General features: G+C 69.8%; 26 protein-coding genes, 1 tRNA gene and 1 riboswitch. Of the genes, 13 read left to right on the top strand and 14 right to left on the bottom strand.

All coding sequences use genetic code 11. The features are described 5' to 3' along the window. Positions 1-94 precede the first annotated feature (94 nt). Entirely contained in the window at positions 95-715 is a 621-nt protein-coding gene (locus OHS59_RS27895) for an ATP-binding protein (protein ID WP_328496100.1), read from the bottom strand. A gap of 246 nt (positions 716-961) precedes the next feature. Here OHS59_RS27895 and OHS59_RS27890 point away from each other — a divergent pair, with 246 nt between their 5' ends. From OHS59_RS27890 to OHS59_RS27860, 7 genes are all read left to right on the top strand, one after another. Next, a complete protein-coding gene (locus OHS59_RS27890; RefSeq protein ID WP_328496099.1) occupies positions 962-1,810 on the top strand; it encodes a helix-turn-helix domain-containing protein in 849 nt (282 codons plus the stop codon). Continuing rightward, positions 1,807-2,001: a DUF397 domain-containing protein gene (locus OHS59_RS27885; RefSeq protein WP_328496098.1), complete on the top strand. Its 195-nt coding sequence runs from the start codon at positions 1,807-1,809 to the stop codon at positions 1,999-2,001. The genes OHS59_RS27890 and OHS59_RS27885 overlap by 4 nt, the downstream gene beginning before the upstream one ends. Positions 2,002-2,578: 577 nt before the next feature. Then, positions 2,579-3,091 carry a SigE family RNA polymerase sigma factor gene (locus OHS59_RS27880; protein WP_328499389.1) on the top strand — a complete coding sequence of 171 codons (513 nt, stop codon included), beginning with the start codon at positions 2,579-2,581 and terminating at the stop codon, positions 3,089-3,091. Then, positions 3,088-3,609, top strand: a complete 522-nt coding sequence (locus OHS59_RS27875; RefSeq protein WP_328496097.1) for a hypothetical protein — start codon at positions 3,088-3,090, stop codon at positions 3,607-3,609. The genes OHS59_RS27880 and OHS59_RS27875 overlap by 4 nt, the downstream gene beginning before the upstream one ends. Positions 3,610-3,787: 178 nt before the next feature. Beyond that, a complete protein-coding gene (locus tag OHS59_RS27870; protein ID WP_328496096.1) occupies positions 3,788-4,504 on the top strand; it encodes a hypothetical protein in 717 nt (238 codons plus the stop codon). 88 nt (positions 4,505-4,592) lie between these two features. After that, complete coding sequence (locus OHS59_RS27865) at positions 4,593-5,477, top strand: rhamnogalacturonan acetylesterase (protein ID WP_328496095.1); 885 nt, start codon at positions 4,593-4,595, stop codon at positions 5,475-5,477. Between the two features lie 74 nt (positions 5,478-5,551). Continuing rightward, entirely contained in the window at positions 5,552-5,854 is a 303-nt protein-coding gene (locus tag OHS59_RS27860) for a hypothetical protein (RefSeq protein ID WP_328496094.1), read from the top strand. A 146-nt stretch (positions 5,855-6,000) separates the two neighbouring features. Here the strand turns inward: OHS59_RS27860 and OHS59_RS27855 are convergent, their stop codons facing one another. Beyond that, positions 6,001-7,530, bottom strand: coding sequence for an FG-GAP repeat protein (locus tag OHS59_RS27855; RefSeq protein ID WP_328496093.1), 1,530 nt, complete (start codon positions 7,528-7,530; stop codon positions 6,001-6,003). A gap of 154 nt (positions 7,531-7,684) precedes the next feature. Beyond that, positions 7,685-8,770 carry a GlxA family transcriptional regulator gene (locus tag OHS59_RS27850; RefSeq protein WP_328496092.1) on the bottom strand — a complete coding sequence of 362 codons (1,086 nt, stop codon included), beginning with the start codon at positions 8,768-8,770 and terminating at the stop codon, positions 7,685-7,687. Between the two features lie 207 nt (positions 8,771-8,977). On the opposite strand from OHS59_RS27850, the gene OHS59_RS27845 reads away from it, so the two are divergent. Further along, positions 8,978-9,538, top strand: a complete 561-nt coding sequence (locus tag OHS59_RS27845) for a protease (protein ID WP_328496091.1) — start codon at positions 8,978-8,980, stop codon at positions 9,536-9,538. A 3-nt stretch (positions 9,539-9,541) separates the two neighbouring features. Here OHS59_RS27845 and OHS59_RS27840 read toward each other — a convergent pair whose 3' ends face one another. The 3 genes from OHS59_RS27840 to OHS59_RS27830 all read right to left on the bottom strand — a co-directional run bounded on the left by OHS59_RS27840 (position 9,542) and on the right by OHS59_RS27830 (position 13,359). Next, on the bottom strand, positions 9,542-10,045 hold the full coding sequence (locus tag OHS59_RS27840) for a hypothetical protein (protein WP_328496090.1): 504 nt from the start codon (positions 10,043-10,045) through the stop codon (positions 9,542-9,544). Positions 10,046-10,185: 140 nt separating this feature from the next. After that, positions 10,186-11,679 (bottom strand): MFS transporter, encoded by a 1,494-nt coding sequence (locus OHS59_RS27835; protein WP_443061653.1) that lies wholly within the window; start codon positions 11,677-11,679, stop codon positions 10,186-10,188. A gap of 294 nt (positions 11,680-11,973) precedes the next feature. After that, complete coding sequence (locus OHS59_RS27830; protein ID WP_443061509.1) at positions 11,974-13,359, bottom strand: DUF445 domain-containing protein; 1,386 nt, start codon at positions 13,357-13,359, stop codon at positions 11,974-11,976. Positions 13,360-13,584: 225 nt separating this feature from the next. Between OHS59_RS27830 and OHS59_RS27825 the strand changes: the two genes are divergently transcribed. After that, positions 13,585-14,904, top strand: coding sequence for an SGNH/GDSL hydrolase family protein (locus OHS59_RS27825; RefSeq protein WP_328496088.1), 1,320 nt, complete (start codon positions 13,585-13,587; stop codon positions 14,902-14,904). Positions 14,905-15,087: 183 nt separating this feature from the next. Here the strand turns inward: OHS59_RS27825 and OHS59_RS27820 are convergent, their stop codons facing one another. The 4 genes from OHS59_RS27820 to OHS59_RS27805 all read right to left on the bottom strand — a co-directional run bounded on the left by OHS59_RS27820 (position 15,088) and on the right by OHS59_RS27805 (position 18,548). Beyond that, entirely contained in the window at positions 15,088-15,831 is a 744-nt protein-coding gene (locus tag OHS59_RS27820) for a DUF1707 SHOCT-like domain-containing protein (protein WP_328496087.1), read from the bottom strand. A gap of 10 nt (positions 15,832-15,841) precedes the next feature. Beyond that, positions 15,842-16,849: an ABC transporter ATP-binding protein gene (locus OHS59_RS27815; RefSeq protein ID WP_328496086.1), complete on the bottom strand. Its 1,008-nt coding sequence runs from the start codon at positions 16,847-16,849 to the stop codon at positions 15,842-15,844. Between the two features lie 6 nt (positions 16,850-16,855). Further along, the gene (locus OHS59_RS27810; protein ID WP_328499387.1) at positions 16,856-17,674 is read right to left on the bottom strand and encodes an ABC transporter permease; all 819 of its coding nucleotides are present in this window, start codon (positions 17,672-17,674) and stop codon (positions 16,856-16,858) included. A 64-nt stretch (positions 17,675-17,738) separates the two neighbouring features. Beyond that, positions 17,739-18,548: an ABC transporter permease gene (locus OHS59_RS27805; RefSeq protein WP_328499386.1), complete on the bottom strand. Its 810-nt coding sequence runs from the start codon at positions 18,546-18,548 to the stop codon at positions 17,739-17,741. Between the two features lie 210 nt (positions 18,549-18,758). On the opposite strand from OHS59_RS27805, the gene OHS59_RS27800 reads away from it, so the two are divergent. Next, positions 18,759-21,278 carry a transglycosylase domain-containing protein gene (locus OHS59_RS27800; RefSeq protein ID WP_328496085.1) on the top strand — a complete coding sequence of 840 codons (2,520 nt, stop codon included), beginning with the start codon at positions 18,759-18,761 and terminating at the stop codon, positions 21,276-21,278. Positions 21,279-21,335: 57 nt separating this feature from the next. On the opposite strand, the gene OHS59_RS27795 is transcribed toward OHS59_RS27800, so the two are convergent. From OHS59_RS27795 to OHS59_RS27785, 3 genes are all read right to left on the bottom strand, one after another. Beyond that, positions 21,336-21,656: a DMT family transporter gene (locus OHS59_RS27795; RefSeq protein ID WP_328496084.1), complete on the bottom strand. Its 321-nt coding sequence runs from the start codon at positions 21,654-21,656 to the stop codon at positions 21,336-21,338. Between the two features lie 28 nt (positions 21,657-21,684). Next, a riboswitch (guanidine-III (ykkC-III) riboswitch) is annotated at positions 21,685-21,745 on the bottom strand. Between the two features lie 64 nt (positions 21,746-21,809). Further along, the gene (locus OHS59_RS27790; protein ID WP_443061652.1) at positions 21,810-22,112 is read right to left on the bottom strand and encodes a GroES family chaperonin; all 303 of its coding nucleotides are present in this window, start codon (positions 22,110-22,112) and stop codon (positions 21,810-21,812) included. Between the two features lie 124 nt (positions 22,113-22,236). After that, positions 22,237-22,575 carry a DUF3618 domain-containing protein gene (locus OHS59_RS27785; protein WP_328496082.1) on the bottom strand — a complete coding sequence of 113 codons (339 nt, stop codon included), beginning with the start codon at positions 22,573-22,575 and terminating at the stop codon, positions 22,237-22,239. A 168-nt stretch (positions 22,576-22,743) separates the two neighbouring features. On the opposite strand from OHS59_RS27785, the gene bcp reads away from it, so the two are divergent. Together bcp and OHS59_RS27775 are read left to right on the top strand one after the other, a co-directional pair. Then, a complete protein-coding gene (gene bcp / locus OHS59_RS27780) occupies positions 22,744-23,211 on the top strand; it encodes a thioredoxin-dependent thiol peroxidase (protein WP_328496081.1) in 468 nt (155 codons plus the stop codon). Positions 23,212-23,275: 64 nt separating this feature from the next. Then, positions 23,276-23,360 (top strand) — tRNA-Leu (locus OHS59_RS27775). 139 nt (positions 23,361-23,499) lie between these two features. Here OHS59_RS27775 and OHS59_RS27770 read toward each other — a convergent pair. After that, positions 23,500-24,180 carry a helix-turn-helix domain-containing protein gene (locus OHS59_RS27770; RefSeq protein WP_328496080.1) on the bottom strand — a complete coding sequence of 227 codons (681 nt, stop codon included), beginning with the start codon at positions 24,178-24,180 and terminating at the stop codon, positions 23,500-23,502. A 195-nt stretch (positions 24,181-24,375) separates the two neighbouring features. Here OHS59_RS27770 and OHS59_RS27765 point away from each other — a divergent pair, with 195 nt between their 5' ends. Further along, positions 24,376-25,065 carry a hypothetical protein gene (locus OHS59_RS27765; protein ID WP_328496079.1) on the top strand — a complete coding sequence of 230 codons (690 nt, stop codon included), beginning with the start codon at positions 24,376-24,378 and terminating at the stop codon, positions 25,063-25,065. The last annotated feature ends 23 nt before the right edge of the window (positions 25,066-25,088 follow it).

Genomic DNA, 25,088 nt, shown 5'->3' with positions numbered 1-25,088 from the left:
GGATCGCGGGACACCTGCCCACGCCGGTGTCCCGCACCACGCACGTTCCAAGGTCGAGGACGGTTTTTGGAACGGAGCCGGACAGGCGCTTCATTCAGCTCATCACTGTCATGGCAGATTGATTGTCGAAGCGCTGTTGCGCACGGTCCAACACCTCTTCCTCGTCGGAGCCGTGCGCACGAAGCCAGTGCAGGAAATCCGTGATGACATCGATCACGGCCTCCTCGGCCAGGGCCGTGCTCAGCCGACTCGGTTCCAACTCGTCCGTCCGCGTCACCTCTGCGTAGAGGTCCAACAGCGCTTCGGCTCGGGTGACGCCAGGAATCGACACCGGGTGATCTCGGGTGACCGGCGTCATCGTCAGCTCACACCAGGTCATCTTCATGTCGGCGAGGAGTTGGACACCCCAACGGTCGGTCACAGCGGTGATGAGGTCCATACCCCGTCCCGACTCGGAGTCGACGCCTTCGTTGCGAAGTGTGGGGAGCGCGCGGGTGTCAGGGTCATGGACCTCGATGCGCAAGCCGGCTCCCTCCTTGCTCACGATCAATGTGGCGGGGGTGCCGGGACCGACGTGGGTGATCACGTTGGAGACGAGTTCGCTGACACAGAGCTGGGCCGTGTCGATGAGTTCATCCAGGCCCCAGCGGCCCAGGTGGCCCCGTAGGGCGGAACGTAGAGCCGACACCTCCTCGGCCTCCGCCAGGAACTGCATCTTCCACCGGCCAGGTGACACACAGGCTTCCCGAATCACGAGGGCCCCTCTCGTCGCATGTCTACTCCCCTGACCTCACATGAACAGCAGAGCGTCACGCGAGATCACAGAGAGTCGCTTCACCGGAAGAATGACGTGATCCCATCCCGAAATGCAATGTGCACGGCGGGATTCCCACTTCCGAGTGATTGGCAGGCGACCCCCTTGGCGCAAGACTGAACACCCGCTATCTGAAAGAGGGTTGTTGTGGCAGGTTCACCGACGGCACGCCGTCGTCGCCTCTCGATCGAGCTGAAGAAGCTGCGCGAGGCCAACTCCCTCACCTGCGCCCAAGTCGGTGCGGCTCTGGACTGGAGCGGTTCCAAGGTCAATCGGATGGAGACGGGAAGCGGCAGGGTCCAGCCGTCCGACATCGATGCGCTGTGTCGCTACTACGAGACCGGCGACGAGCTGCGGGAGTTCTTGAAGTCCCTTGCGAGGCAGGCCAAAACGCGCGGGTGGTGGCAGGAGCACGGATCGGGAGTGCCCCAGTGGTTCTCCATCTACATCGGCCTGGAGCAGGAGGCCTCCACATTCCGCCAGTACCAGTGCGAGTTGCTTCCCGGACTCATGCAGACTCCGGCCTACGCCGGCGAACTTCACACGACGGGGGCCCATCTCTCGGTTCAGGACATCGAACGGGCCGTGCGTGTACGCATGGAGCGCCAGAGCATGCTGACGCGGCCTGAAGCCCCGGACGCCTGGTTCGTCGTGAACGAGGGGTCTCTCCGCAATGTCATCGGGGAGCGGGCACTGATGCGAGAACAGCTCGAACGTCTCTTGGAGTGCTCGGAGCTGCCGAGTGTGACCCTGCAGATCCTCCCGTTCGACTCAGGAACCTACCCGGCAACGGGATCGTTCACCATGCTCGGTTTCCCCGACCAGGAGGACCCGGACATCGTGTACCGGGACGGCATCACCGATGCCGTCTACCTCGAAGGGGAGCATCATGTGCGGGAGTACGCCAGGGCCTTCGACGGCTTGAGGGCCGCCGCCCTGAGCCCTCAACGCTCCGCCCAACTGATCAAGTCCGTTCTTAAGGAATACGCAGGATGAAGATTGTGCGGCCCGCTCCGGACGCCCCCTCGTCGTGGTTCAAGTCCTCCTACAGCAACGGTGCGGGCGGCGAGTGCGTCGAGTGCACCCACGTCGATGGCCGCTTGCACGTGCGTGACTCCAAGCGAGCGGGCGGACCGATGGTGGCTGTCCGTGCGTACGCCTGGCAGGCATTCATACGGGTGCTGTAGGGCCACCTCTGATGACTGGATGAGTTGAGCTCCGTGGAGCCGAGTGGGTGTTCGTGAGTCCTGCTTCCAAAGTGCTGCTTGGGCCGCCCGCTTCTTGGGAGTGTCGTGCTTCCGCGGGCCGTGTAAAGGGCGGCCTGCGGCCGTCGCCTGCGGCGATTGCGCTTCGCTTCACCCTTGACTCGGCCCGCTCCAGCACGGGTTGGAAGCGAGCGCGCGGCCCGGAAGAGTGGGGGCCCACCAGGCGTGTTTGCGGGTGGGTTGGTTGGGCTGTGGGGCGGGGTTTTCGGGCGCAGTCGCGTCTCGCCGGTACGCCGGGCTGGCTCAGCGGCTTTCTGTGTGTGGTTGCCACTTGGCTGGGGCGGTGCGGCTGCGTTGGTGGCCCGGTGGGTGTCTCTCTCCCCCCGGCCCCGTCTCGCGTCGCGTCCCGTCGCTCCTGTGACCCAAGTCTCTTTGCTCCCGTGCAGCAGAAGCGCGGGCTTCTCCGTCGAGGGGGGTGACAGGAAGGGAGGGGCGTGTGGATCTGGTGAGTGGGTGGCATCGGGGGGTCGGTGGGCGTGGCGAGGTCGAGGCCGCGGAGATGGATTTTCGTGGGTTCGTCGATGCTCGGGCCGCCGCCCTGTTCCGTGGGGCTCTTGTGCTGACCGGGAACCGTGAGGCCGCTGAGGACCTGGTTCAGGAGACTCTGGAGCGGGTCTGCCGTAAGTGGCGGGTGGTGGCGGGCAAGGACGCCCCGGACGCGTACGTGCGGCGGATCATGGTGAATCTGGCCAACGACCGGTGGCGGCGGTTCCGTCGCGTGGCTCCGCAGCAGGTCGGCGACGATCTGGCGGCTCCGGGCGACGAGTACGGACGTATCGACAGCAGGGACCAGTTGGTCCGCGCCCTGCAGGGGCTGCCGATGCGGATGCGGACGGTCGTGGTGCTGCGGTACTTCCACGATCTGTCCGACGCCGAGATCGCCGCCGATCTGCGGATCTCGCAGAGCACCGTACGGTCCCAGCTCGCCCGCGGGATGGAAAAGCTCCGGAGCCAGTTCCCCTCACTCTCCTCCCCACCCTCCTCGCCGCAGCCCATGGAAGGACGCCGATGAACGCGCATGACGGGCGGCCCTTCGGCTGCGGCGATCACACACAATTCGAGCAGGAACTGGTGAACGCCATGAACGACTTCGCGAACTCCGCCGACGCGCCCGGCTTCGACGCGTCCGGTATCGCCCGCAGGTCCCGCCGGAAGCGGGCCACCTTCATAGCCGGTATCTCGGCCGCCCTCATCGTGGCCGGCGGCGGTACCGCCCTCGCCTCCATCACCGGCAGTTCGGACTCGGCGCAGTCCTCCCCCGCCGCCACCATCACCGCGGCACCCGACAAGGACGCCGCCACGCTGCTGTACGCCCACCCCCAGGGCCTCACCATCCCCATCGAGCTCCTCGGCCGGAGCCTGGACGACGTCAAGGGGCAGATCGCGAAGACCCAGACCGAGCTGGGCACGGTCAACAAGGCGGACTGCGGCACGTACGGCAAGCCCGGCACCGTGATCCAGGTCGACCCGCACAGCCCGAAGACAGTGGCCAAAGGCGACACCGTCAATGTGACGCTCTGCGCCGGCTGATCCGGAGCACCTCCTGGGTCACCGTCACCCTCTGGTCAACTCCCTGGTCAACTCCCTGGTCCAGTCTCTGATCCGCTCCCGGATCCTTGCGCTCGATCCGCTCCCTTTCCCTCCCGTTCCCTCCTGGTACCGGTGCCCGGAGGGGCGGGGCCCGGCGCACTCGGGGATGATCTGTCCCATGGGGCATGAGAAAGGGCGCGGGGCGGACATGGACGACGCCCGGGCGTGGGACGAGCGGCTGGCCTGGACGTACGGACTGATTTCGAAGGATCCGGCCGAACGGGCCGTCGCACTCGATCACTTGGCCTCCGCCAGGAAGGCGACGGCGGAGGCCGCGGCGCGGTTCAACTCGGCGTTGCTGAGGTTGCAGGAGCAGGGGGTGGAGAACCCGTACGAGGTTCCGGCCCTGCGGTCGGCCTGGGAGGAGCGTCTGCGGGTCGGGAGCCGTTCGCTGCCCGACGGTGTGTGGTACCGATTCGACCACGAGGACATCGCCTCGTGGCCGGGGCTGCCCTACGCCCTGCTCTTCCTTGAGTGGGAAGCCCGCTTTCCGGATGAGTGGACCCTCACCGCCAAGGAGTGGGGGACGAAGGAACTGCTCATCCGGCATCTGGCCGTGGACTCCATCGGGCGGGATCCGGTGGCCCGGGCCAAGCTGATCGACCTGGTGGAGATCGTCGTGCGGCGGGCGTACCGCTGCAAGGACCGCGAGTACGTGCGCATCGCCCGGGTCGTCGACGGGCCTCCGCTGCGCGTACGGCTCGAAGCGGCCCGGCGTTCGGAGAACCCCTGGGCCCGGTTGCACGCCGGGTACGTGCTGTGGCTGCTGGACCGGCCCGAGGTGCCCAACAGCCGTCGTGTCTGGCGGACTTGGCTCGCGGACACCCAGCAGTGAACGGCGGCGCTCCGTACCCGGCAACCTTTCCGTCCACTGCTGCCACCAAGCTCTGACATCCCCCCAACTCCCGTAAAGGGAAGGTCAGATGAGCCGCAGCAGCGACAACGGCAACAGTTACGGCGACAACCACGGTCACAGCACCGGCAACAGCGACAGCGACAGCGATCGTCGGGCGGGCGATCGGGCGAGCAGTCGCAGACGGTTTCTGGGCGGTGCGGCCGGTGCCGGGGTCCTCGGTGCTCTGGGTCTGCCCGGTACCGCTCGTGCCGCCGCGGCGGCGGCCGGGACCCTCTACATCGCCAGTGACTCCACCGCGCAGACCTACAGCTCCGGCTACTACCCCCAGGCCGGCTGGGGCCAGAAGCTGTCCTCGTACTTCACCTCGAACATCACCGTCGCCAACCGTGCCATCGGCGGGCGCAGTTCGCGTTCCTTCATCGAGCAGGGGCGGCTGGCCGCGATCCACCAGGTGATCAAGGCCGGCGACTACCTCTTCGTGCAGTTCGGGCACAACGACGCCACCGTGGGCAACGCCGAGCGGTACACCTCCCCCGGCGACTACAAGGAGTACCTGCGCAACGACTACATCCGGGGCACCCGGGCGCGCGGCGCGACACCGGTCGTCGTGACGCCCGTCTCGCGGCGCTCCTACAACGCCACCACCGGGAAGTTCAACGTCTCCTTCCCCGAGTACGTGAACGCCGCGAAGGCGGTCGCGCAGGAGGAGGGGGCCGCGCTGGTCGATCTCTCGGCGTCCAGCCGGGCCTATCTCGACGGGATCGGCGTCGAGGCCTCCAAGGGGATCTTCCTCTGGCTGGCCGCGGGGCAGTATCCGAACTTCCCCGACGGGGTGCAGGACAACACCCACTTCCAGGAGCGGGGCGCCGTCGAGATGGCCCGCCTGGTCGCCCGCGCGGTGGCGGGGCTGGGGCTGCCGCTGTCGGGAGAGGTGCTGCCGGGCGCCCGGTAGGCCGGGTCGGCGAGCTGGTGGACCGGCGGGCTAGTCTCGGCTGATCGACGGACGCGGCAGCACAGGAGGCAGTGATGGCGAAGGTACCGGCCGCGGTGGTGGCCGCCGGTGGGCTCATCGGCGGGTACGGGGCCGCCCGCTGGACCAGGAAGCGGCAGCTCGGCGGGGTCGTACTCGCCGCCGCCGGGGCAGCGGCCGCCCAGCGGTGGCGGCAGCAGGCCGGCGGGTGGGCCGCCGGGGCGCTGTCCGTCGCGTACGTCGCCGCCTTCGCCGGATCCCATCCGCTCGCCAAGAAGGTCGGGGCGTGGCCCGCGGTGTTCGGGGCCGCCGGGGCCGTCGCCCTGGCGTCGTGGGCCGTGGCAGACCGGCGGGGCTGAGACCATTCGGCCCCACCGGTCATCGCCCCACGGGTCACCGCACCACCAGTCACCACACCACGGGTCACCGCACCACCGGTCACCACACCACGGGTCATCCCCCCGCCCGGCGTCACCGGCCACTCGACCTCACCGGCCGGTACTGATCACTCGTCGATCGCCGTGCCGAAGGCGGCGCCGTCGCCCGGGGCGCCGAGCGACTGCGCGCCGTACAGCCACGAGCCGGTCGTGACGAGTCCCTTCGTGCTCGCGGACAGGTGCCAGACAACCCCGTCGTCGCTGTCCTCGTCCGGCGCGGCGGCCAGCAGTTCGGAGCGGCCGTCGTGGTCCGTGTCGGCGAGCCGCACCTGCTGCCCCCACGCGTCACCGGCCTCCGCGGTACCGGGAACCTCGGCGCTGTTCTGGTCGAAGGACTGGGCACCCGTGGCCGTCAGACCCTCGGCCGAGCCGCGCAGCAGCCACACCGCGCCCGCGTCCGGGACGGTGCCGACGTCCTCGCCGGGAGCGCCCACGGCGACGTCCGCGTAACCGTCCCCGTCGACATCGGCGACCGACAGCTCGGTGCCCCACGCGTCACCGCGCTCGCCGGTGCCGGGCACGCCCGGGGAGTTCTGCGTCCAGTACTGGGGTGCCTCCTCGGTCGCGTCCTCGGGAGCCTCCTGGCCCCTCAGGCCGCTGTCACCGCCGTAGTAGACGCCGATCAGGCCACCTGTCATGCCCTCCGCCTCGTGGTCGAGGCTGCTGTTGTGGCCCGTGACGAGGTCGTCGTACCCGTCGTTGTCGATGTCTCCCGACGCGGTGGAGACACCGCCGCGCAGGTCACGCTGGTAGGTCACACCGCTCTCGCCGCCCGAGTAGACCGACGACCAGCCCTGGGCGTGGCCGTCGCCGGGGCCGTACCCCGAGATGACCAGCTCGGCGTAGCCGTCCGAGTCGTAGTCGCCGGTGGTCAGGTAGGCCGGCGTGAGGGCGCGCCCGGCGGGGTGCGCGGTCGTGTCGAGGGTGCCCGTGTGCCGCAGCGCGCCCGCGCTGTAGGTGAAGAGTTCCGCACCGCGGTGGTCGGTCACGGCGACGACGTCGCCCTGCGTCGCCCCCGTCAGCCGTGCCGCGGTGGCGGCGGAGCCGAAGCGGGTCCCGGCGGCCGGGTCAGCGGACGCGATCGTGACGCTGCGGGCGGTGCCCAGTCCGGCCTCGGAGCCGAACAGCACGGTCACCCGGCCGGCGTCCTCCAGCGAACCGACCTCCTCGCCGGGCGCCCCGATCACCGCATCGTCGTAACCGTCGGCATCGAGGTCACCCGTGGCGACGGCCGAGCCGAAGGAGTCGGATGTCTGCGAGGTGCCGGGGACTCCGGCGGTGGACTGGCTGAAGACCGCGGTACGGGCCCCGGGGACGCTGTCGTTCTTGCCCATGCCGTTGGCCGCCCCGTACTGGACGGTGACGAATCCGGCGCCCGCCTTGCCGTCGACGGTGCCTCTCGGCGCGCCGATCAGGACGTCGTTGTAGCCGTCGCCGTCGAAGTCGGAGTTGCGGTCGTTCGCGGAGGTCCCGCCAGGGGTGCCCGCGAAGGAGGCGGGCGCGGCGGCGATGGCGAGGCCGCCCAGCAGCAGGAAGGAGGCCGCGGACACGGCGACGGAGACGGTCCTGCGGCGGGAGCCGAGGTTGTTGATGGTCATGATGTGTTCCCCCGTTGATGAAGTGTCAGGTGAGAACGGAAGCCCGGCTTGTATGTGAATACACGGGTAAAGCCGAGTTGCTCTCACTCACGCCCACTTCGACACGAGTCATGCCGGGAGAGTTGTGGCACCAGAGGGGGCCGTGACGCAGCGGTTACGTCTGTTGCGGTACGCGGACCTCATGGCCGCGGTCGAAGTCCGCACCGCCCTTCGCACCACCGACCGCACCGCCGTTCGCACCACCCTTCACACCGCCGACCGCACCGCCCTTCACACCACCGGCCGCGCCGCCGTCCGGCGCTCCGCGGAACGCCCTCCGGTACGCCTGCGGGCTCGTCCCCACCACCCTCCTGAACCGGTCCCGGAAGGCGGTCGGCGAGCCGAACCCCGCCTGGACGGCGATGCGTTCGACCGGATGGGAGGTGCTCTCCAGCAGGTGCTGGGCCCTGCGCACCCGCGCCCGGTGCAGCCACTGCAGGGGCGTCGTACCGGTCTGCTCGCGGAACCGGCGGTTGAGCGTACGCGCGCTGGTGCCGGCCCGGGCGGCGATGTCGTCCAGCGTCAGATCGCGGTCGGCGTTCTCCTCCAGCCAGTTCAGCAAGGGCTCCATCGTCGTGCCCGCCGGGGCCGGGGGCTGGGTGTGGACGATGAACTGGGCCTGCCCGCCCTCCCGTTCGAGCGGCATGACGGACATCCGGGCGGCGTGGGCGGCGACGGCCGAGCCGTAGTCCTTGCGGATCATGTGCAGGCACATGTCCATGGCCGCGGCGGCCCCCGCGGAGGTGAGGAACTGGCCGTTGTCGACGTACAGGACGTTGGGGTCGACCGTCACCGCCGGGTGCATGGCCGTCAGGTCGGCCGCCGCGATCCAGTGCGTGGTCGCCCGCTGCCCGTCCAGCAGCCCGGTGGCGGCGAAGATGAACGCGCCGACGCAGATGGAGGCGATACGCGTCCCGTTCGCGGCCGCCGCGCGCAGGGCCTCGGTCACGCCGGGCGGCAGCGGGGAGGTCGGGTCGGTGGTGCCGGGCACGATGATCGTGTCCGCCTCGGCCAGCGCCTCCAGCCCGTACGGCACCCGGACCATGAACGCACCCGCGCTCACCTCCTCGGTCGGCGAGCAGACCTTGATCCGGTAGGGCGCGCGGCCGTCGGGCAGCCGGGCCCAGTTGAAGGTGTCGATCGGAGCGGAGAGATCGAACGGGATGACCCCGTCGAGCGCCAGTACAGCCACGGTGTGCATGGCAAAAGAATAGGCAGCCACCGGATTCCGGCCAAGCGGCACCCCACCGGCCTGGACCTCAGGTGGGGCTCGGCCGGAACCGGCCAGGGCTCGGCCGAAGCTTGGCCGGAGCCCGACTGAGGCACGGCCAAGGCCTGGCGAGAATCCGTTGAAGGCTGGCGATACCGCCACTTCCACAAGATCCGGTACGCCGCCTACCGTCACCTCGTGACCAAGTTGCTCCTCGTACTCCACGTCCTCGTCGCGATCATCGCCGTCGGGCCCGTCACCGTCGCGGCCAGCATGTTCCCGCCCAGCGCCCGGCGGGCCCTCGCCGATCCCGGCAACCCGAGGGCGACGGAGACCGTGCGCCTGCTGCACCGGATCTGCCGGGTGTACGCGGCTCTGGGCATCGCCGTTCCCGTACTCGGCATGGCCACGGCTCTCAGCATGGGCGTGCTCAACGACACCTGGCTGATCATTTCGATGGCCCTGACCGGCGTCGCGGCGGCCGTCCTGCTGGCTCTGGTGCTGCCCCGCCAGGAGGAGATCCTCGAAGCGGTGGAAGCGGTGGAAGCGGTGGGGCCGGGGACCGCGCAGGCGCCGGGGGCACCGGCGACACCCGGGACGGCGGCGACATCCGAGGCGGGCGCACCCGCGTCGGCCGCGGTCGCCGTGAACCCCCGGGTCACCGTGCAACTCGCCATGTTCACCGGCATCTTCAACCTGCTCTGGGCCACCGTCACGATCCTGATGATCGTGCGGCCCGGTTCCACGACGGGCGCCTGACGCTCACGCCCGCTGCCGGCACGGGTGCGGGTGCTGGTGGGCGAACACCAACCCGTCCAGCGACTCCTCCGCGTCCTCCCTGAACCGCCGGGCCACGGATGTCGCGACGAGCACGCCCGCCGCGATGACGAGGGTGGAGAACGCCCAGATCAGCTGCCAGGGCCACCCGGGCGCACCGGACGGCTCGGGCGGCTCGGGGTGCGTGTGGAACGAGAGGTACATGAGCGTGGCCGGGGGCGCCGCCACCAGCAGCAGGGGCCAGGCGAGGGCGTCACGGCGGCCGAAGTACGCGGCCAGCAGGAGCAGCAGCACGGCCAGGGCCGCGACTCCGAGGACGGTCACGGGCGTCGCCTCCGCGGCCGTACCGGGTGACACGGGGTGGTCGCGCAGATCCCAGGGGACACAGAGCAGGTACGCCGCCGAGGACAGGGCGGCACCCAGCAGGCGGGTCGGCCAGCGTTCCGTCCAGGGGCGCTTCGACAGCGGGCCCAGCAGCTTCTCGGTCATGGGAACAAAGGTCCCCCTGCCGTACACAGGGCCGACAGAGTACGCGTACTCAGTTCCCGCCCGTTCCTCTGAGTCGCAGCGCGGGCTCGGAGTCGTACAACAGCCCCTGGACGTGGCCCTGGACGGCTGGACGCCGCAGGCTACGGGGCTTCTGCCTTCGACAGGGGGCTGGCGATGTCCTCCAGGGAGCGGCCCTCCGCCTTCACCGCGAGCACGGCCGCGACGAGTCCGGCCGCGCACATCAGTCCGGCGCCGATCTGGAAGGCGAGGACCGTGTCCCCGACGACACCCGTGCTGGTCAGCTCCGAGAAGATCAGCGGGCCGCTGATACCGCCGGCCGCGGTGCCGATGGCGTAGAAGAAGGCGATCGCCATGGCGCGGGTCTCCATCGGGAAGATCTCGGAGACCGTCAGATACGCGCTGCTCGCGCCCGCCGAGGCGAAGAACAGGACGACGCACCAGCAGGCGGTGAGGGTGGTCGCGCTCAGCGAGCCCTGGTCGAAGAGCCAGGCCGTGCCGAAGAGCAGGATGCCGGACAGCAGGTACGTGGACGAGATCATGATCCGGCGGCCCACGGTGTCGAAGAACTTGCCGAGGAGCAGCGGGCCGAGGAAGTTGCCGACCGCGATGACGGCGAAGTAGTAGCCGGTGCTGCCGGTCGGCACGTCGAAGAACTTGGTGAGGATCGCGCCGAAGCCGAAGGTGATCGCGTTGTAGAGGAACGCCTGCCCGATGAAGAGGGAGAGGCCGAGCACGGCGCGCTTGCGGTAGGTCGTGAAGACCGTGCGGGCGATCATGCCGAAGCCGATGCTCTTGCGCTGGTGGATGGTGATCTCACCCGCGGGCGGTGGGAGCTCGCGTCCGGTCTCCTCCTCGATCTGCCGCTCGGCCTCGGTGACCAGGCGTTCCGCCTCCTCCCCCTTGCCGTGGATGAACAGCCATCGCGGGCTCTCGGGGACGTTGCGGCGTACGAGGAGGATCACCAGGCCGAGGACGACGCCGAGGACGAAGGTGAGCCGCCAGCCGACGTTCATCGCGAACAGGTCCGTGTTCAGCGCGACGATCGACAGGAGTGAGCCGGCGATCGCGCCCAGCCAGAAGCTGCCGTTGATGATCAGGTCGACGCGGCCGCGGTACTTCGAGGGGATCAGTTCGTCGATCGCCGAGTTGATGGCCGCGTACTCGCCGCCGATGCCGAAGCCGGTGAGGAAGCGGAAGAGGAGGAACCACCAGGTGGAGAAGGAGAGAGCCGTCATGGCGGTGGCCGCGAGATAGACGGCCAGGGTGACCATGAACAGCTTGCGGCGGCCGAACTTGTCCGTGAGCCGGCCGAAGAACAGGGCGCCCGAGCAGGCTCCGGCCACATAGAGGGCGGCGGCGATGCCGGTGACCTGCGCGGCCGAGATGGGCAGTCCGCTGCCCTCCTCGGAGAGCCGGCCGGCGATGTTTCCGACGACGGTGACTTCCAGACCGTCCAGGATCCAGACCGTGCCGAGCCCGATGACGATGGTCCAGTGCCAGCGGGACCAGGGCAGCCGGTCCAGTCGGGCGGGCACGGCGGTGGTGACGGCTCCGGTGTCTGCGGATCCGGCGTCGGTGACGGCCACGGCACCCCTCCTGCGGCTCGGGAACATCTCCCCGAGTTCCCCGATCCGCCGCGCTCTCACCTGCCACTTCCCTGGCCGGGCGGGGGGTCTGCGGATCGTGCTTCGGCTGCGGGCCGGTGGGGGCCCGTTCGCGCAGTTCCCCGCCCCCCTCCAAGAGCAAAGATTGCGCCGTTCCCCGCCCCCCCAATGGGGCGCAGCCCCTCCTGGGGGCGCGGGGAACGGCGCAATCTTTTGCCTTCAGGGGGGCCGGGAACCGCGCGACCAGCCACGACGCACCCGCAGACCATCACCCGACCCGCGGAAGCGAACCCCCGGTCGGGGTCACGCCCCGAAAGCCCGCGACACCGCATAAATGAGAAGGCCCGCCAGCGAGCCGACAACCGTGCCGTTGATCCGGATGAACTGCAGATCCCGCCCGATGTGCGCCTCGATCTTCCGGGAGGTGTGCTCGGCGTCCCACCCCGCGACGGTCTCGGTGATGAGCGAGGTGATCTCGTCGCGGTAGGTCGTCACGACATAGACCGCCGCCCCCTCGACCCACCCGTCGACCTTGCCCTGCAACCTCGCGTCGGTGGCCATCCGCGTCCCGAGGGACAGCAGCGACGCCCGCACACGCAACCGCAGCTCACTGCGCTCGTCCTCCGCCGCGGACACGATCATCCGCCGTACGGAGGACCACGTGGAGGCGATGAGGTCCTGGACCTCGCCGCGCCCGAGGACCTCGCGCTTGAGGTTCTCCACCCGCGCACGGGTGTCGGTGTCGGACTGGAGGTCGGAGGCGAAGTCGGTGAGGAACCGGTCGAGGGCGCCACGGGCCGGATGCTCGGGCATGTCCCGCATCTCGGTGACGAACCGCAGCAGTTCCTTGTAGACGCGCTCGCCGACCCTCTTGTCGACGAACCGCGGGGTCCAGCCGGGGGCGCCGCCCTGCACGGCGTCCATCACCTGGTCGTTGTGGAGGACGAGCCAGTCGTGGGCGCGTACGCAGATCAGGTCGACGACCCGCCGGTGGCCGCCGTCCGCGACGACCTTCTCCAGGGTCTTCCCGATGCCGGGGGCGATCTCCTGGGCGTCGGCCCGCCGGTTGATGGCCTCGCCGACGACGGCCTGCACGTCCGAGTCGCGGAGCACCGCGAGGGCTCCCCTGAGCGCGGTGGCGAGCTCCTCGGTCACCCGGTCGGCGTGCTCGGGCAGGGCCAGCCAGGTGCCGAGTCGGCTGCCGATGCCGACGGCGCGCAGCCGCTGCCGTACGACGTCCTGCGAGAGGAAGTTCTCCCCGACGAACTCGCCCAGGGAGACGCCGAGCTGGTCTTTCTTGGTCGGGATGATCGCGGTGTGCGGGATGGGCAGGCCCATGGGCCGGCGGAACAGGGCGGTGACGGCGAACCAGTCGGCGAGCGCGCCCACCATGCCCGCCTCGGCGGCCGCCGCCACGTAACCCGTCCAGGCGCCCGCGCCGGAGTTCCCGGCCCACTTCGCGAGTACGTAGACGAGGGCGACGAACAGCAGAAGTCCCGTCGCCGTGAGCTTCATCCGGCGGACCCCGCGGAACTTCTCCTCGTCGGCGGGGCTGAACGAGTTCATGGCCCGGTTCGGCGCGGCACGCCCGGCCCCGGTGGCGCCCGTGGGGTTCGCCACACCGTCGGGCCGGGAAGACTGCCCTTCCGGGCTTGTTTCCCCTGTTTCGTCCTCTTTCGTTCGTTCCATCCGCTCCATCCGTTCCCGGTCCCCCATAACGCATTGTCCCAACCTGACCGACTCCTGGAACGGAACAGGAGTTCCCCGCGTCTGTCCGGGCGGGGGATTTCAACGGGGCCCCGGGGTCCTGGGTGATCCGGGGGGTCCTGTCGGGTTCCTCCCACGCCATGCCTCATCATGGGGTGATCACACCGGAGCCCCGGGCTCCCACTTTTCCGAGGAGAGACGCACCGCATGACCAAGCGTCACGGTTATGCCTTGCTGGCCGCGATCGTTGCTGTGATCGTCGCCATTTCGACCGCCATATACGTCGGAGTCGCCGCCGACGACGGCGGGGAGAACACGGCGGTGGTCGGTGGTCGCACCCCGCACAACTCCGCGGCTCCCGCGTCCGTCGGCACCTGGGTGGGCGCCTGGTCGGCCTCCCCGGCAGGATCGGAGCCGGGCACCGAGACGAACGGCATGGCGGGCCGTTCGGTACGCAACGTGGTGCACGTGGGCGTCGGCGGCACCGCGGCCCGGATCACCCTGTCCAACCTGTACGGGCAGCAGCCGCTCAGCATCACGCACGCCTCGATCGCCGTCGCGGCCGGCGCGAACAACGCCGCCGCGAACGCCGAGACGATGCGGCGCCTGACCTTCGGCGGCCGTCCCTCCGTGGTGGTGCCCGCCGGACAGCAGGTGATCAGCGACGCCGTACGGCTGCTCGTCCCGCACGACGCCGACGTCCTCGTGACGACGTACTCGCCGACCCCTTCGGGACCCGTCACCTACCACCCGCAGGCCCGGCAGATCTCGTACACCGCGGAGGGCGACCGCACCGAGGACGTCAGCGGTGTCGCGTACACCGGGCAGACGCCCTACTGGCGCTATCTGACCGCGCTGGACGTGCTGAGCAACGAGTCGCAGGGCACGGTCGTCGTCATCGGCGACTCGCTCACCGACGGCGTGACCTCGACCGTCGGCGAGAACCGGCGCTGGACGGACGTCCTCACCGAGCGGCTGCGCTCCGACTCGGACGGGCCCCGCTACAGCGTGGTCAACCAGGGAATCAGCGGCAACCGCGTCCTGACCAGCGGCCTCGGCCGGCCCGCCGAGAACCCGAGCGGTCTGGTCCGCTTCGACCGTGACGTGCTCGGCCGCACCAACGTGAAGGCCGTCGTGGTCGCCCTCGGAGTCAACGACATCCTGCGGACGCCCAGCCAGACCGACGCGAACCGGATCACCGACGGGCTGCGCGAGCTGAAGCGGCTGGCGCACTCCCGCGGGCTGCGGGTCGTCGGGGCCACGCTCATGCCGTTCCAGGGGCACCGCGGATACCAGCCCCATCTGGAGGACACCCGCCAGGCCGTCAACGCCCAGATCCGCTCCGGTGACGTCTTCGACGCCTACGCGGACTTCGACAAGGCGCTCCGCGACGGGTACAACCCGCGTCGTCTGCGGTCCGACTACGACTCGGGGGACCACCTTCACCCGAGCGACAAGGGCTACAAGCGGATGGCTGAGGTCTTCGACCTCGACGACCTGAAGGGTTCGGCCCCGGCCGAGCTGTAGCCCTCCGGGCGGGGGGGAGGCCTGGGCACTCACTGCCCTGCAGGCCGGTGAGGGCTGAGCGCGCGGTTCCCCGCGCCCCTGAAGGCAAAAGATTGCGCAGTTCCCCGCGCCCCTAAGGGGCGCGGGGAACTGCGCGGCCGGACACCCGACCCGCGGGAGCGAACAAGAAAGAGGGGCGCCCCCTCAATCCCGCCGCTCCAACCTCTCCCGCCGCCGCTCCTCCTTGAGACGAAGCCGCTCCTGCTTCAGCCGCAGCCGCTCCGCCTTGGAGACCCGGCGTTCCACCCCGACCCCGCCCCAGAACGCGAACCCCGTCACGACCACGCGCGGCGCGCCACGATCCCCCGGCACCCCCTCCTGGCTGTGGTCGAAGCCGCCCATGACGCCGATCCCACGGACGACGACCTCGACCCCGGGCGGCACCATCACGTTCAACCCGCCCATGACGGCGACGCAGTTGACGACGACCTCACCGTCCGCGAAGTTCGCCTCGCGCAGGTCGATGACCCCGCCACCCCAGAACGCGAAGCCGTTGAACCGCTTCGGCACGGTCCAGTGCCCCCGGCGCTCGAACCCCGACATGATCGCCACGCCCCAACGGGACGAGCCCTCACCGCCGACGATCCGGCTCGACCAGTCCCCGGTGTCCACGGCGCCCGCGGACCGCTTCAGCATCGACACGGCCGGCGCGGGCGCGGAGACACCGGAGGCGGGCAGATCCCGCGTGATCGGCTCCAACTCCCCGTACGTACGCGCCTTGTACGTCTCCTCCAGCCGCTCCTCGAACTCAGCCATGTCCAGGCGGCCTTCGGCGAGGGCGTCCCTCAGCACCTCGGCGACCTGCTCGCGATCGGCGTCGGAGGCGCGCAACTCGGGAAGTCCGCCGGGAGATCCGCCGGAAGGGCCGGCCGGGAGTTCGTCCGTCATGGACAGAAGCCTACGAGGTTGCCTTCCCCGCGTACATGCGGCTGATGACCGCCTCGATGTCGGGTTCCCGCACCGACAGGTCCACCAGCGGATACTCCGCCGCGATCCGCGCCACCAGCGGCGCCGCCGACTGAGCCGCCGGGAAGGCGAGCCACTGCCGCGGCCCCTCGACCTTCACCACCCGCGCCGACTCCACGTCGATGGGTGGCAGTTCGCGCTCCAGGTCCACCACGAGCGTCCGCTCGCTCTCCCCGATCTCGTGCAGCCCGGTGAGCGGCCCGTCGTACATCAGGCGCCCGTGGTCGATGACCATCACCCGCCGGCACAGCTGCTCGATGTCGGAGAGGTCGTGGGTCGTCAGGAGCACGGTCGTGCCCCGCTCCGCGTTGAGGTCCCGAAGGAACTCCCGCACCCTCGCCTTGCTGATCACGTCGAGCCCGATCGTCGGCTCGTCCAGATACAGCACCTCCGGGTCGTGCAGCAGCGCCGCCGCGATGTCCCCGCGCATCCGCTGCCCGAGCGAGAGCTGCCGTACGGGCACGTCCAACAGTTCGCCCAGTTCGAGGAGTTCGACACACCGGTCGAGGTTCTCCGCGTACCGCGCGTCGGGAATCCGGTACATGCGGTGCATCAGCCGGTACGAGTCGATCAGCGGGAGGTCCCACCACAGGGTGGTCCGCTGCCCGAACACCACCCCGATGCGGTGCGCGAGCCGGGTGCGTTCACGGGACGGGTCGATGCCCGCGACCCGCAGGCGTCCGCCGCTGGGCGTGAGGATGCCCGTGAGCATCTTGATGGTGGTGGACTTGCCCGCGCCGTTCGGCCCGATGTAGCCGACCATCTCGCCGCGCGACACGGTGAAGGAGATCGAGTCGACCGCCCGCACCTCCCGCCGCTCACTGCGCAGGAAGCCGGTCTTCTTGCGTACGTCGAAGACCTTCTCGACGCCGTCGAGGCTGATGAAGTCGGTGCCGAGGTCGTCGGAACGGTAGGGACGGTCGAGGTCGGTGGGTTTCATGCGCGGCTAACTCCCCGTGCTCCGGTACGAACGAAGGCCCGCCCGCCACGCGAGACCCGAGAGCCCGCAGCAGACGACGGCCACGAGTGGCGACAGGAACGCGACCCACTCCGGCAGGTCGAGCGGATACGGCAGCCCGAGCACGTACAGCGCGGGCAGCCAGTTGACGAAGGCCAGCGGCAGCACGAAGGTCACCCCGCGCACCAGGTCCTTCGCGAAGACGGTCGGCGGATACTGCAGCAGCGTGGTGCCGCCGTACGTGAACGAGTTCTGCACCTGGGACGCGTCCTGCGCCACGAACTGGAAGGCCGCGCCCGCCACGAACACCGACGCGAAGATGGCGGCCCCGCTGATCACCATCACCGGCATCAGCAGCACCTTCACCGGGGTCCACTCGATGTCGACCACGGCGAGCGCGTAGCCGAGGACCAGCAGCCCCTGCGTGATCCGGCCCAGCCGGCGCAGCGCGAACCGGTCCGCCGCGACCTGCGCGAGCACCGGCGCGGGCCGTACGAGCAGCGTGTCGAGCGTGCCGTCCCGCACCCGCTGCCCGAGCCGGTCCACCGAGCCGATCACCAGGTCGGTGAGGCCGAACGCGGCGCTGGACAGCCCGTAGAGGAACGCCACCTGCCCGAACGAGTAGCCGCCGAGCTCGTCGACCCGCGAGAACATCAGCAGGATCGTCACGAAGTCGAGCGCGGTCCCCGCGAAGTTGCCGAGGAGGGTCATCGCGAACGACGCCCGGTACGCCATCGTCGAGCGGATCCACATCCAGGCGATCAGCCGGTAGGCCCGCAGCCCGTCCACCAGCCGCGACCGGCCCATCGGCGCGAACCCGGTGTCCGTACCCGAGCCGGAGCCTGTGCCGGGCCTCTCCCGGATGCCGGGGTCAGCCACCCTGGACCACCACCCTGCGCGTCGCCGCCGACTGGACCAGCCGGCCCACGGCCAGCAGCCCGACGGCCCAGGCGGCCTGGAAGGCGTACGTGCGCAGCAGCGCGAGGCCCGTGCGCTCCCCCAGCAGCACGTCCGCCGGGGCCTGCATCAGCGCCGACCAGGGCAGTGCGCGGGCCAGCTCGCCGAGCGCGCCCGGGAAGACGTTCAGCGGCAGCGTCATCCCGGAGAAGAACAGTCCCGCCAGCACGGCCAGCTGCTGCACCCCCGCCCCGTCCATGAACCAGAACGCCGCCAGCGCCACGAGATAGCGGATCCCGAAACTCACCAGGACCCCGAGCACCACGGCGACGAGGAACGCCAGCCAGGTCCCGGCGTCGGTCGGCAGCGCGAGCTGGAAGACGAGCCCGCCGACCGCCATCGGCACCACCCCGCGCCCCAGCAACTGGAACGCGGCCCGCCCCGCGTCGGCCGCCAGCCACCACGCCTGGAGGTCCGCGGGCCGGTAGAGGTCGATCGCGATGTCACCCGTACGGATTCTCTCGATCAGCTCGTCCTCGAAGCCGCCGCCCATCACCGCGACCACCGAGAGCAGCCCCTGTCCGACCCACACGAACGTCACCGCCTGGGCCTGGTCGTACCCGCCGAGACCGGGCCTCTCGTCCCACAGCGCGATGTACGTGTACGCCAGGATCAGCCCGAAGACCGTGTTGGTGAACACGCCCGCGGCGGTGGCCACCCGATAGGTCGCGTACCGCCGGAACCCGCCCGCCGCGACGGCCGCGTACAACCTCCAAGCCCGCACCACGAAGCCTCTCCAGCCGTTCCGAGCCAAAGCGCTGGAGCCTAGCCCCGGGGCAGTGCCCCGTGCCAGGCATTTTCTTCGTGTCTCGTTCTGGCGACGCGTGCCACGCACCGGGAACGAATCGCCGGATGGGACAGTCTTCAAGGGAGGGCGCACCAGGCGTACGAGGGCGTACCAGACGTACGACGTGAAACGGGAGCACGGCACAAGATGAACGACCAGCCGCAGCCTGAGCCGCAGCAGCCGAGCGAGGGCTGGGCACCGAGAGACCCCGACACTCCGGACACCGCGAGTACGGGGAGCAGTGGGAGTACTTCAAGTACCGCGGACGGCCCGGAGGCGCCGGACACCCTGGGCTCCGGTGAGGAGTCCGAGACGGCTGAGATGTCCGAGAAGGCCGAGAAGGCCGAGAAGGCCAAGAAGGCCAAGCGGCCCAAGCGCACCGGCTGGAAGCGGCTGGTCCCGACCTGGCGGATGGTGCTCGGCACGTTCGTCGTCGGGATCCTGCTGCTCGTCGGCGCGTTCGCGCTCGGCTACTACCTGGTGAAGATCCCGTCGGCGAACGCCACGGCGATGAAGCAGAGCAACATCTACCTGTACGCGGACGGCAGCCAGCTCGCCCGCGACGGCGAGGTCAACCGGGAGAACGTGACCCTGGACCTCATCTCCAAGGACGCCCAGCACGCCGTACTGGCCGCCGAGGACCGCGACTTCTACACCGAGTCCGCGGTCGACCCCAAGGCGATGCTCCGCGCCGGCTGGAACACCGCGACCGGCAAGGGCAAGCAGTCCGGCTCGACGATCACCCAGCAGTACGTGAAGAACTACTACCTGGCCCAGGAGCAGACGGTCACGCGGAAGGTGAAGGAGTTCTTCATCTCCATCAAGCTGGACCGCGAGAAGAGCAAGGACGACATCCTTGAGGGCTACCTCAACACCAGCTACTTCGGCCGCAACGCCTACGGCATCCAGGCAGCCGCCCAGGCCTACTACGGCGTCGACGCCAAGGGGCTGACGGCCGCCCAGGGCGCCTACCTCGCGGCGCTCCTCAACGCGCCGAGCGAGTACGACGTGGTCGCGCACCCCGAGAACAAGCCGGCCGCGCTGGCCCGCTGGAACTACGTTCTCGACGGCATGGTCAAGAAGAAGTGGATCAGCGAGTCGGACCGGACCGGCCTCAAGTTCCCCGCGCCCAAGGAGACGGTGATCGCGGCCGGGATGTCGGGCCAGCGCGGCTACATCGTCAAGGCCGTCAACGACTACCTCGCCGACCACAAGATCCTCGACGAGGACGCGCTGAACGCGGGCGGCTACCGCATCACGACCACCCTGCAGAAGACGAAGCAGGACTCCTTCGTGAAGGCCGTCGACGACCAGGTGATGGACGAACTCGACAAGAAGAACCGCAAGGTCGACAACTACGTCCGCGCGGGCGGCGCCTCCATCGACCCGAAGACCGGCAAGGTCCTCGCGATGTACGGCGGCATCGACTACACGAAGCAGTACTACAACAACGCCACACGCCGGGACTACCAGGTCGGCTCCATCTTCAAGCCGTTCGTGTTCACCTCGGCCGTGCAGAACGACTCGGTCACCCAGGACGGCCGCACGATCACCCCGAACACCCTCTACGACGGCACGAACAAGCGGCCCGTGCAGGGCTGGAGCGGCGGCACGTACGCCCCGGAGAACGAGGACCAGGTCTCGTACGGCCAGATCCCGGTCCGTACGGCCACCGACAAGTCCGTGAACTCCGTGTACGCGCAGATGGCCGTGGACGTCGGCTCCGCGAAGGTCGTACGGACCGCCGTCGACCTCGGCATCCCCTCGGACACCCCCGACCTGAACCCGTCCCCGTCCATCGCGCTCGGCGCGGCCCGCGCCAGCGTCCTCGACATGGCGGAGGCGTACGCGACACTCGCCAACCACGGCAAGCACGGCACGTACACGATGATCGAGAAGGTCACCAAGGACGGCTCGCAGGACGTGAAGCTGCCGGACGAGAAGACCGAGCAGGCCGTCAGCCGTGCGGCCGCCGACACCACGACCTCGATCCTGCAGAGCGTCGTCGAGGGCGGCACCGGTACGGCCGCGCAGGCCGCCGGGCGGCCCGTGGCGGGCAAGACCGGCACCGCGGAGGAGGACGAGGCGGCCTGGTTCGCGGGCTACACCCCGAACCTCGCCACGGTCGTCGCCGTCATGGGCCAGGACCCCGACACCGGCGCCCACAAGTCGCTGTACGGGGCACTCGGCCAGGCACGTATCAACGGCGGCGGGTACCCGGCGCAGATCTGGGCCCAGTACACGAAGGCCGCGCTGAAGGGCGTCGAGGTCCAGGACTTCGACCTGAACCTCCAGGACGGCGCCGAGGAGCAGGAACTCCCGCCGGCGGACCCCGACGAGGACGAGACCGCCACGGGCGGCACCACCGGCGACGGCGGCACGACCACCGGCGGCGAGGAGACCCCGGGCACCCAGGGCCAGGACAACGGCGGCTCCACCACCGGCGGGGGCGGCACCGACACCGGCGGCACGACGACCGACGGCGGCGGCACCACCACGGACGGCGGCACGACCGGCACCGGCGGCGCGACGACGGACGGTGGCACGACCACGGACGGCGGCACGGGCGGCGGCACCACCACCGACGGAGGCACCACCGGCGACGGCGGGACGACGACGGACGGCGCGGACGGGAGCACCGGGACGACGTTCGGAGACTTCCCGTAGCCTCGCCCGATCGGCGGCCGGCGACCGTCCGCCGGCCGTCGGCCGTCGATTGAGCGGCTAGTGGCCTGAAGTCGCCTTCAGCCCGACCACGGCCACCAGCAGCAGACAGACGAAGAAGATCCGGGCGGCGGTCGCCGGTTCACCGAGCACCGCCATGCCGAACACCGCCGCCCCGGCCGCGCCGATGCCCACCCAGACCCCGTACGCGGTACCGATGGGCAGTGTCTTCGCCGCGTGCGACAGCAGCAGCATGCTGGCGACGATGCCGGCACCGGTGAGCACGCTGGGCACGAGCCGCGTGAACCCCTCGGTGTACTTCATACCGATCGACCAGCCGACTTCGAGCAGACCGGCGACGACGAGCAGGACCCAGGCCATCAGGCACCTCCGTGAAGGAATCAACAGGGGTGCGTCGTCTTTGCCTGTCCCGGTACGGCGCGTCTCGTCGGGTCCCTTCAAAGGTAGCAAGGAGCAGCCGGAAGGGGCTGGTGACAACGGTCACCAGCCCCTTCGGGCACTGCTCGGGAGGTTCTAGAGATACAGCCCGGTGGAGTCCTCGGACCCTTCGAACCGGTCCGCGGCCACGGCGTGCAGATCCCGCTCGCGCATCAGCACGTACGCGATGCCGCGCACCTCCACCTCGGCGGGGTCCTCCGGGTCGTACAGCACCCGGTCACCCGGCTCCACCGTCCGTACGTTCTGCCCGACCGCCACGACCTCGGCCCAGGCGAGCCGCCTGCCCACCGCCGCGGTCGCGGGGATCAGGATGCCGCCACCGGACCGGCGCTCGCCCTCGGCGGCGTCCTGCCGCACGAGCACACGGTCGTGCAGCATCCGGATGGGCAGCTTGTCGTGATGGCTGCTGGGCTCAGTCCTCTTGGCGCTCACGGTCCGAATTTACCTGCCTTCGCGCCACTCGTACGTAGGCGGGTCGTACGTAGGTGGGGTGCGGGTGGGTTCAGCGCCTGCGGCGCCTGGTGCCCAGGGTGAGCAGTCCGACGACGCCGACCACCACGAGGGCCACGGGCACGATGCGGTCCAGCCGCGGCGCCCCGTCCTCCGTGACGAACTGGCCCTTCACGTCGTCGACCACACGATTGACGCCGACGTAGGCACGTCCGAGGGTGTGGTCGATGCTGGACGCCACCTTGGCCTTGGCGTCCCCGACGATGGTCTTCGGGTGCACCCGCACACCGATCTCGTCGAGCGTCTCGGCGAGGGTCTCGCGACGGCGTTTGATGTCCGCCTCGATCTGCGCCGGAGTCCTGGTGTCCGGCGTGCTCGACGTGTCCGACACGCGCTGCCTCCGTAATCGTGGTCGTTTCTTCCCGTGGCCGGTCCATGGCCGGTTCCCGTCGGCCTTGTCCCGGATCGACAGTCTGTCAGCTTCGTCCTCCGCGCACCGCCCGGCACCCCCATTACGCTCGCTTCCGTATCCACCACCTCGCAAGGAGACCGAACCGAGATGAGCGAGCGACTCCAGCCCGGCGACACCGCCCCCGCCTTCACCCTGCCCGACGCCGACGGCAACGAGGTGTCCCTTGCCGACCACAAGGGCCGCAAGGTCATCGTGTACTTCTACCCCTCGGCCCTGACTCCAGGCTGCACCAAGCAGGCCTGCGACTTCACGGACAACCTGGACCTGCTCGCGGGCGCCGGCTACGACGTCATCGGCGTCTCCCCCGACAAGCCCGAGAAGCTCGCCAAGTTCCGCGAGAAGGAGAACCTCAAGGTCACGCTGGTCGCCGACCCGGAGAAGACGGTCCTGGACGCGTACGGCGCCTTCGGCGAGAAGAAGAACTACGGCAAGACCTACATGGGCGTCATCCGCTCCACGATCGTGGTGGACGAGGAGGGCAAGGTGGAACGGGCCCTGTACAACGTCCGCGCTACCGGCCACGTCGCCAAGATCATCAAGGATCTGGAGATCTGAGGGCGCAGCCACCGCAAACCCCCGCCGACCAGCGCCCACTTGACCGGTACGATGGCATGCGCTGGCGGCGGTGGCGCAATGGCTGACGCAGCAGACTTAGGATCTGTGGCCCGTGAAACGGCTTGAGGGTTCGAATCCCTTCCGCCGCACAGTGGACGGCCTGTGAATCGTGATTGACCGGTTCGCAGGCCGTTCTTCTGCGCCGAGCACGGAACGCGCAGCACGGAACGCGTGGTGCGAAACTCGCAACACGGAACTCGTAGCTCCGAAGCTCTTGGCTCCGGGCCGCTACTCCGCCGGCAGCGCGAACCACCGCAGCAGCACCGGCTTCGCGTCCGGCGGGGCGTCCTCCGGGCCTCGGGCGAAGCGGGTCAGCAGGTCCAGGTAGGCGTCGTGGAAAGCCGTCACCTCGTCCTTGGTGAGGTGGCTGAGGCTGCGGGAGCCGCGCATCCAGCCCTCCGAGTCGCCCTGCTCCTCCGTGAACCGCCGGGCCAGCGCGATGTCCTCGTCGAGCCGCATCCGGTCCAGGGCGCCCGCGACCGCCCGCTCGCCGTCGGTCATCCCGTCCTGCGCCGGCCTGCGTACGTCGAGTCCGCGCACCGCCCGCCACCACCGCTCACGGCTGTTGGGCCGTTCCGGTACGTCCTCGATGAAGCCGCCGCTCTCCAGGCGGCGCAGGTGATAGCTGAGCGTGCCGGTGTTCTCCCCGAGCGCGGCGGCGAGGGTCGTGGAGGTCGCGGGGCCGGAGACGGCCATCTGCCGGAGGATCTTCAGCCGCAGCGGGTGGGCGAGCGCCTTGAGGGCCGCCGGGTCACTGACGGTGCGGCGCCCGGCGCCGCCCGGCTCGTGACCGGCTCCACTGCCCTGTTCGGGGTCCGACGCGGGTTCAGGCGCTGGTTCCGGCGCCGACTCCGACACCGGCTCCGACCCGGGTTCGAGCGCGGCCTGCGGCTCGCCTTCATCACTCATGCGGGAAGCCTACCGCCACACGCAGCCGAATCTCTGCAGAGATACTTCTGCAGAATATTCTCTGCAGACCTTCCATTGCAGAGGAATGGCTGCAATCCTTGAGGCAGACGGGAGCATCCCGCTCGCCTGGTCACTCACCTGGGGGTTTTCATGTTCCGTGCCCGACGTCGACGTCTGGCCTTGGCACTGTCCGCCATGACGCTGTCCGCCGCGGCTCTCGCCGCGAGCACGGGGGCGGCAGCGGCGGTGCCCCCTCACGCCGGGGCCGACACCGGCGCCGGCATGCGAGATCGTGGCTTCGAGGACTGTCCCGCCCTCTCCGCGTTGCCGGAGGGCGCCGATCCGGCGAAGTGGCGCTGCGAGGCGATGACCGCCACCGGGCAACTCACCCTCGGCCGGGCCGACGTGCCGATCGACCGGCCGCTGGCGATCACGTTCGCGGAGGGCACCGTGGACGGCGAGTTCCGTCAGGTGTTCGGTGCGATGGCCGCCACTCCCCTACGAGTTCGGGGGACGCCGCTGTCGATCACGCCTCGGTACGGCGGGTACTCCGATTTCCAGTCGAACGACGAGCGGCGGGGCGAGCTGGATCTGACGTTCCGGATATCCGGGCCCGGGGTCCCGCCCGGTTGCTCGATAGGCAGCGAGCCGGACCCGGTCCATCTGGTGCTCATGGAGACGGATCCGCCGGAGGTCGTCACGCCGGACCCGCTGGTCGTCACGTTCGGGGTGAAGGACAACCGCTTTGCCGTGCCGGGGACTTCGGGCTGCGGCTTCCTGGGCCCCGTGCTCGACAAGGTGCTGCGGCTTCCGTCACCGGCGGGCGCGAACGGCATCGACCTGGACGCCCGGGTGACGATGCGCTCGTACGGAGAGGTGGGGTGATCGGGAAGGTGGAGTGATCGGGG

It is taken from the genome of Streptomyces sp. NBC_00414 (assembly GCF_036038375.1).
Lineage (GTDB): Bacteria > Actinomycetota > Actinomycetes > Streptomycetales > Streptomycetaceae > Streptomyces.
This window is presented reverse-complemented; position numbering and strand designations above follow the sequence as displayed.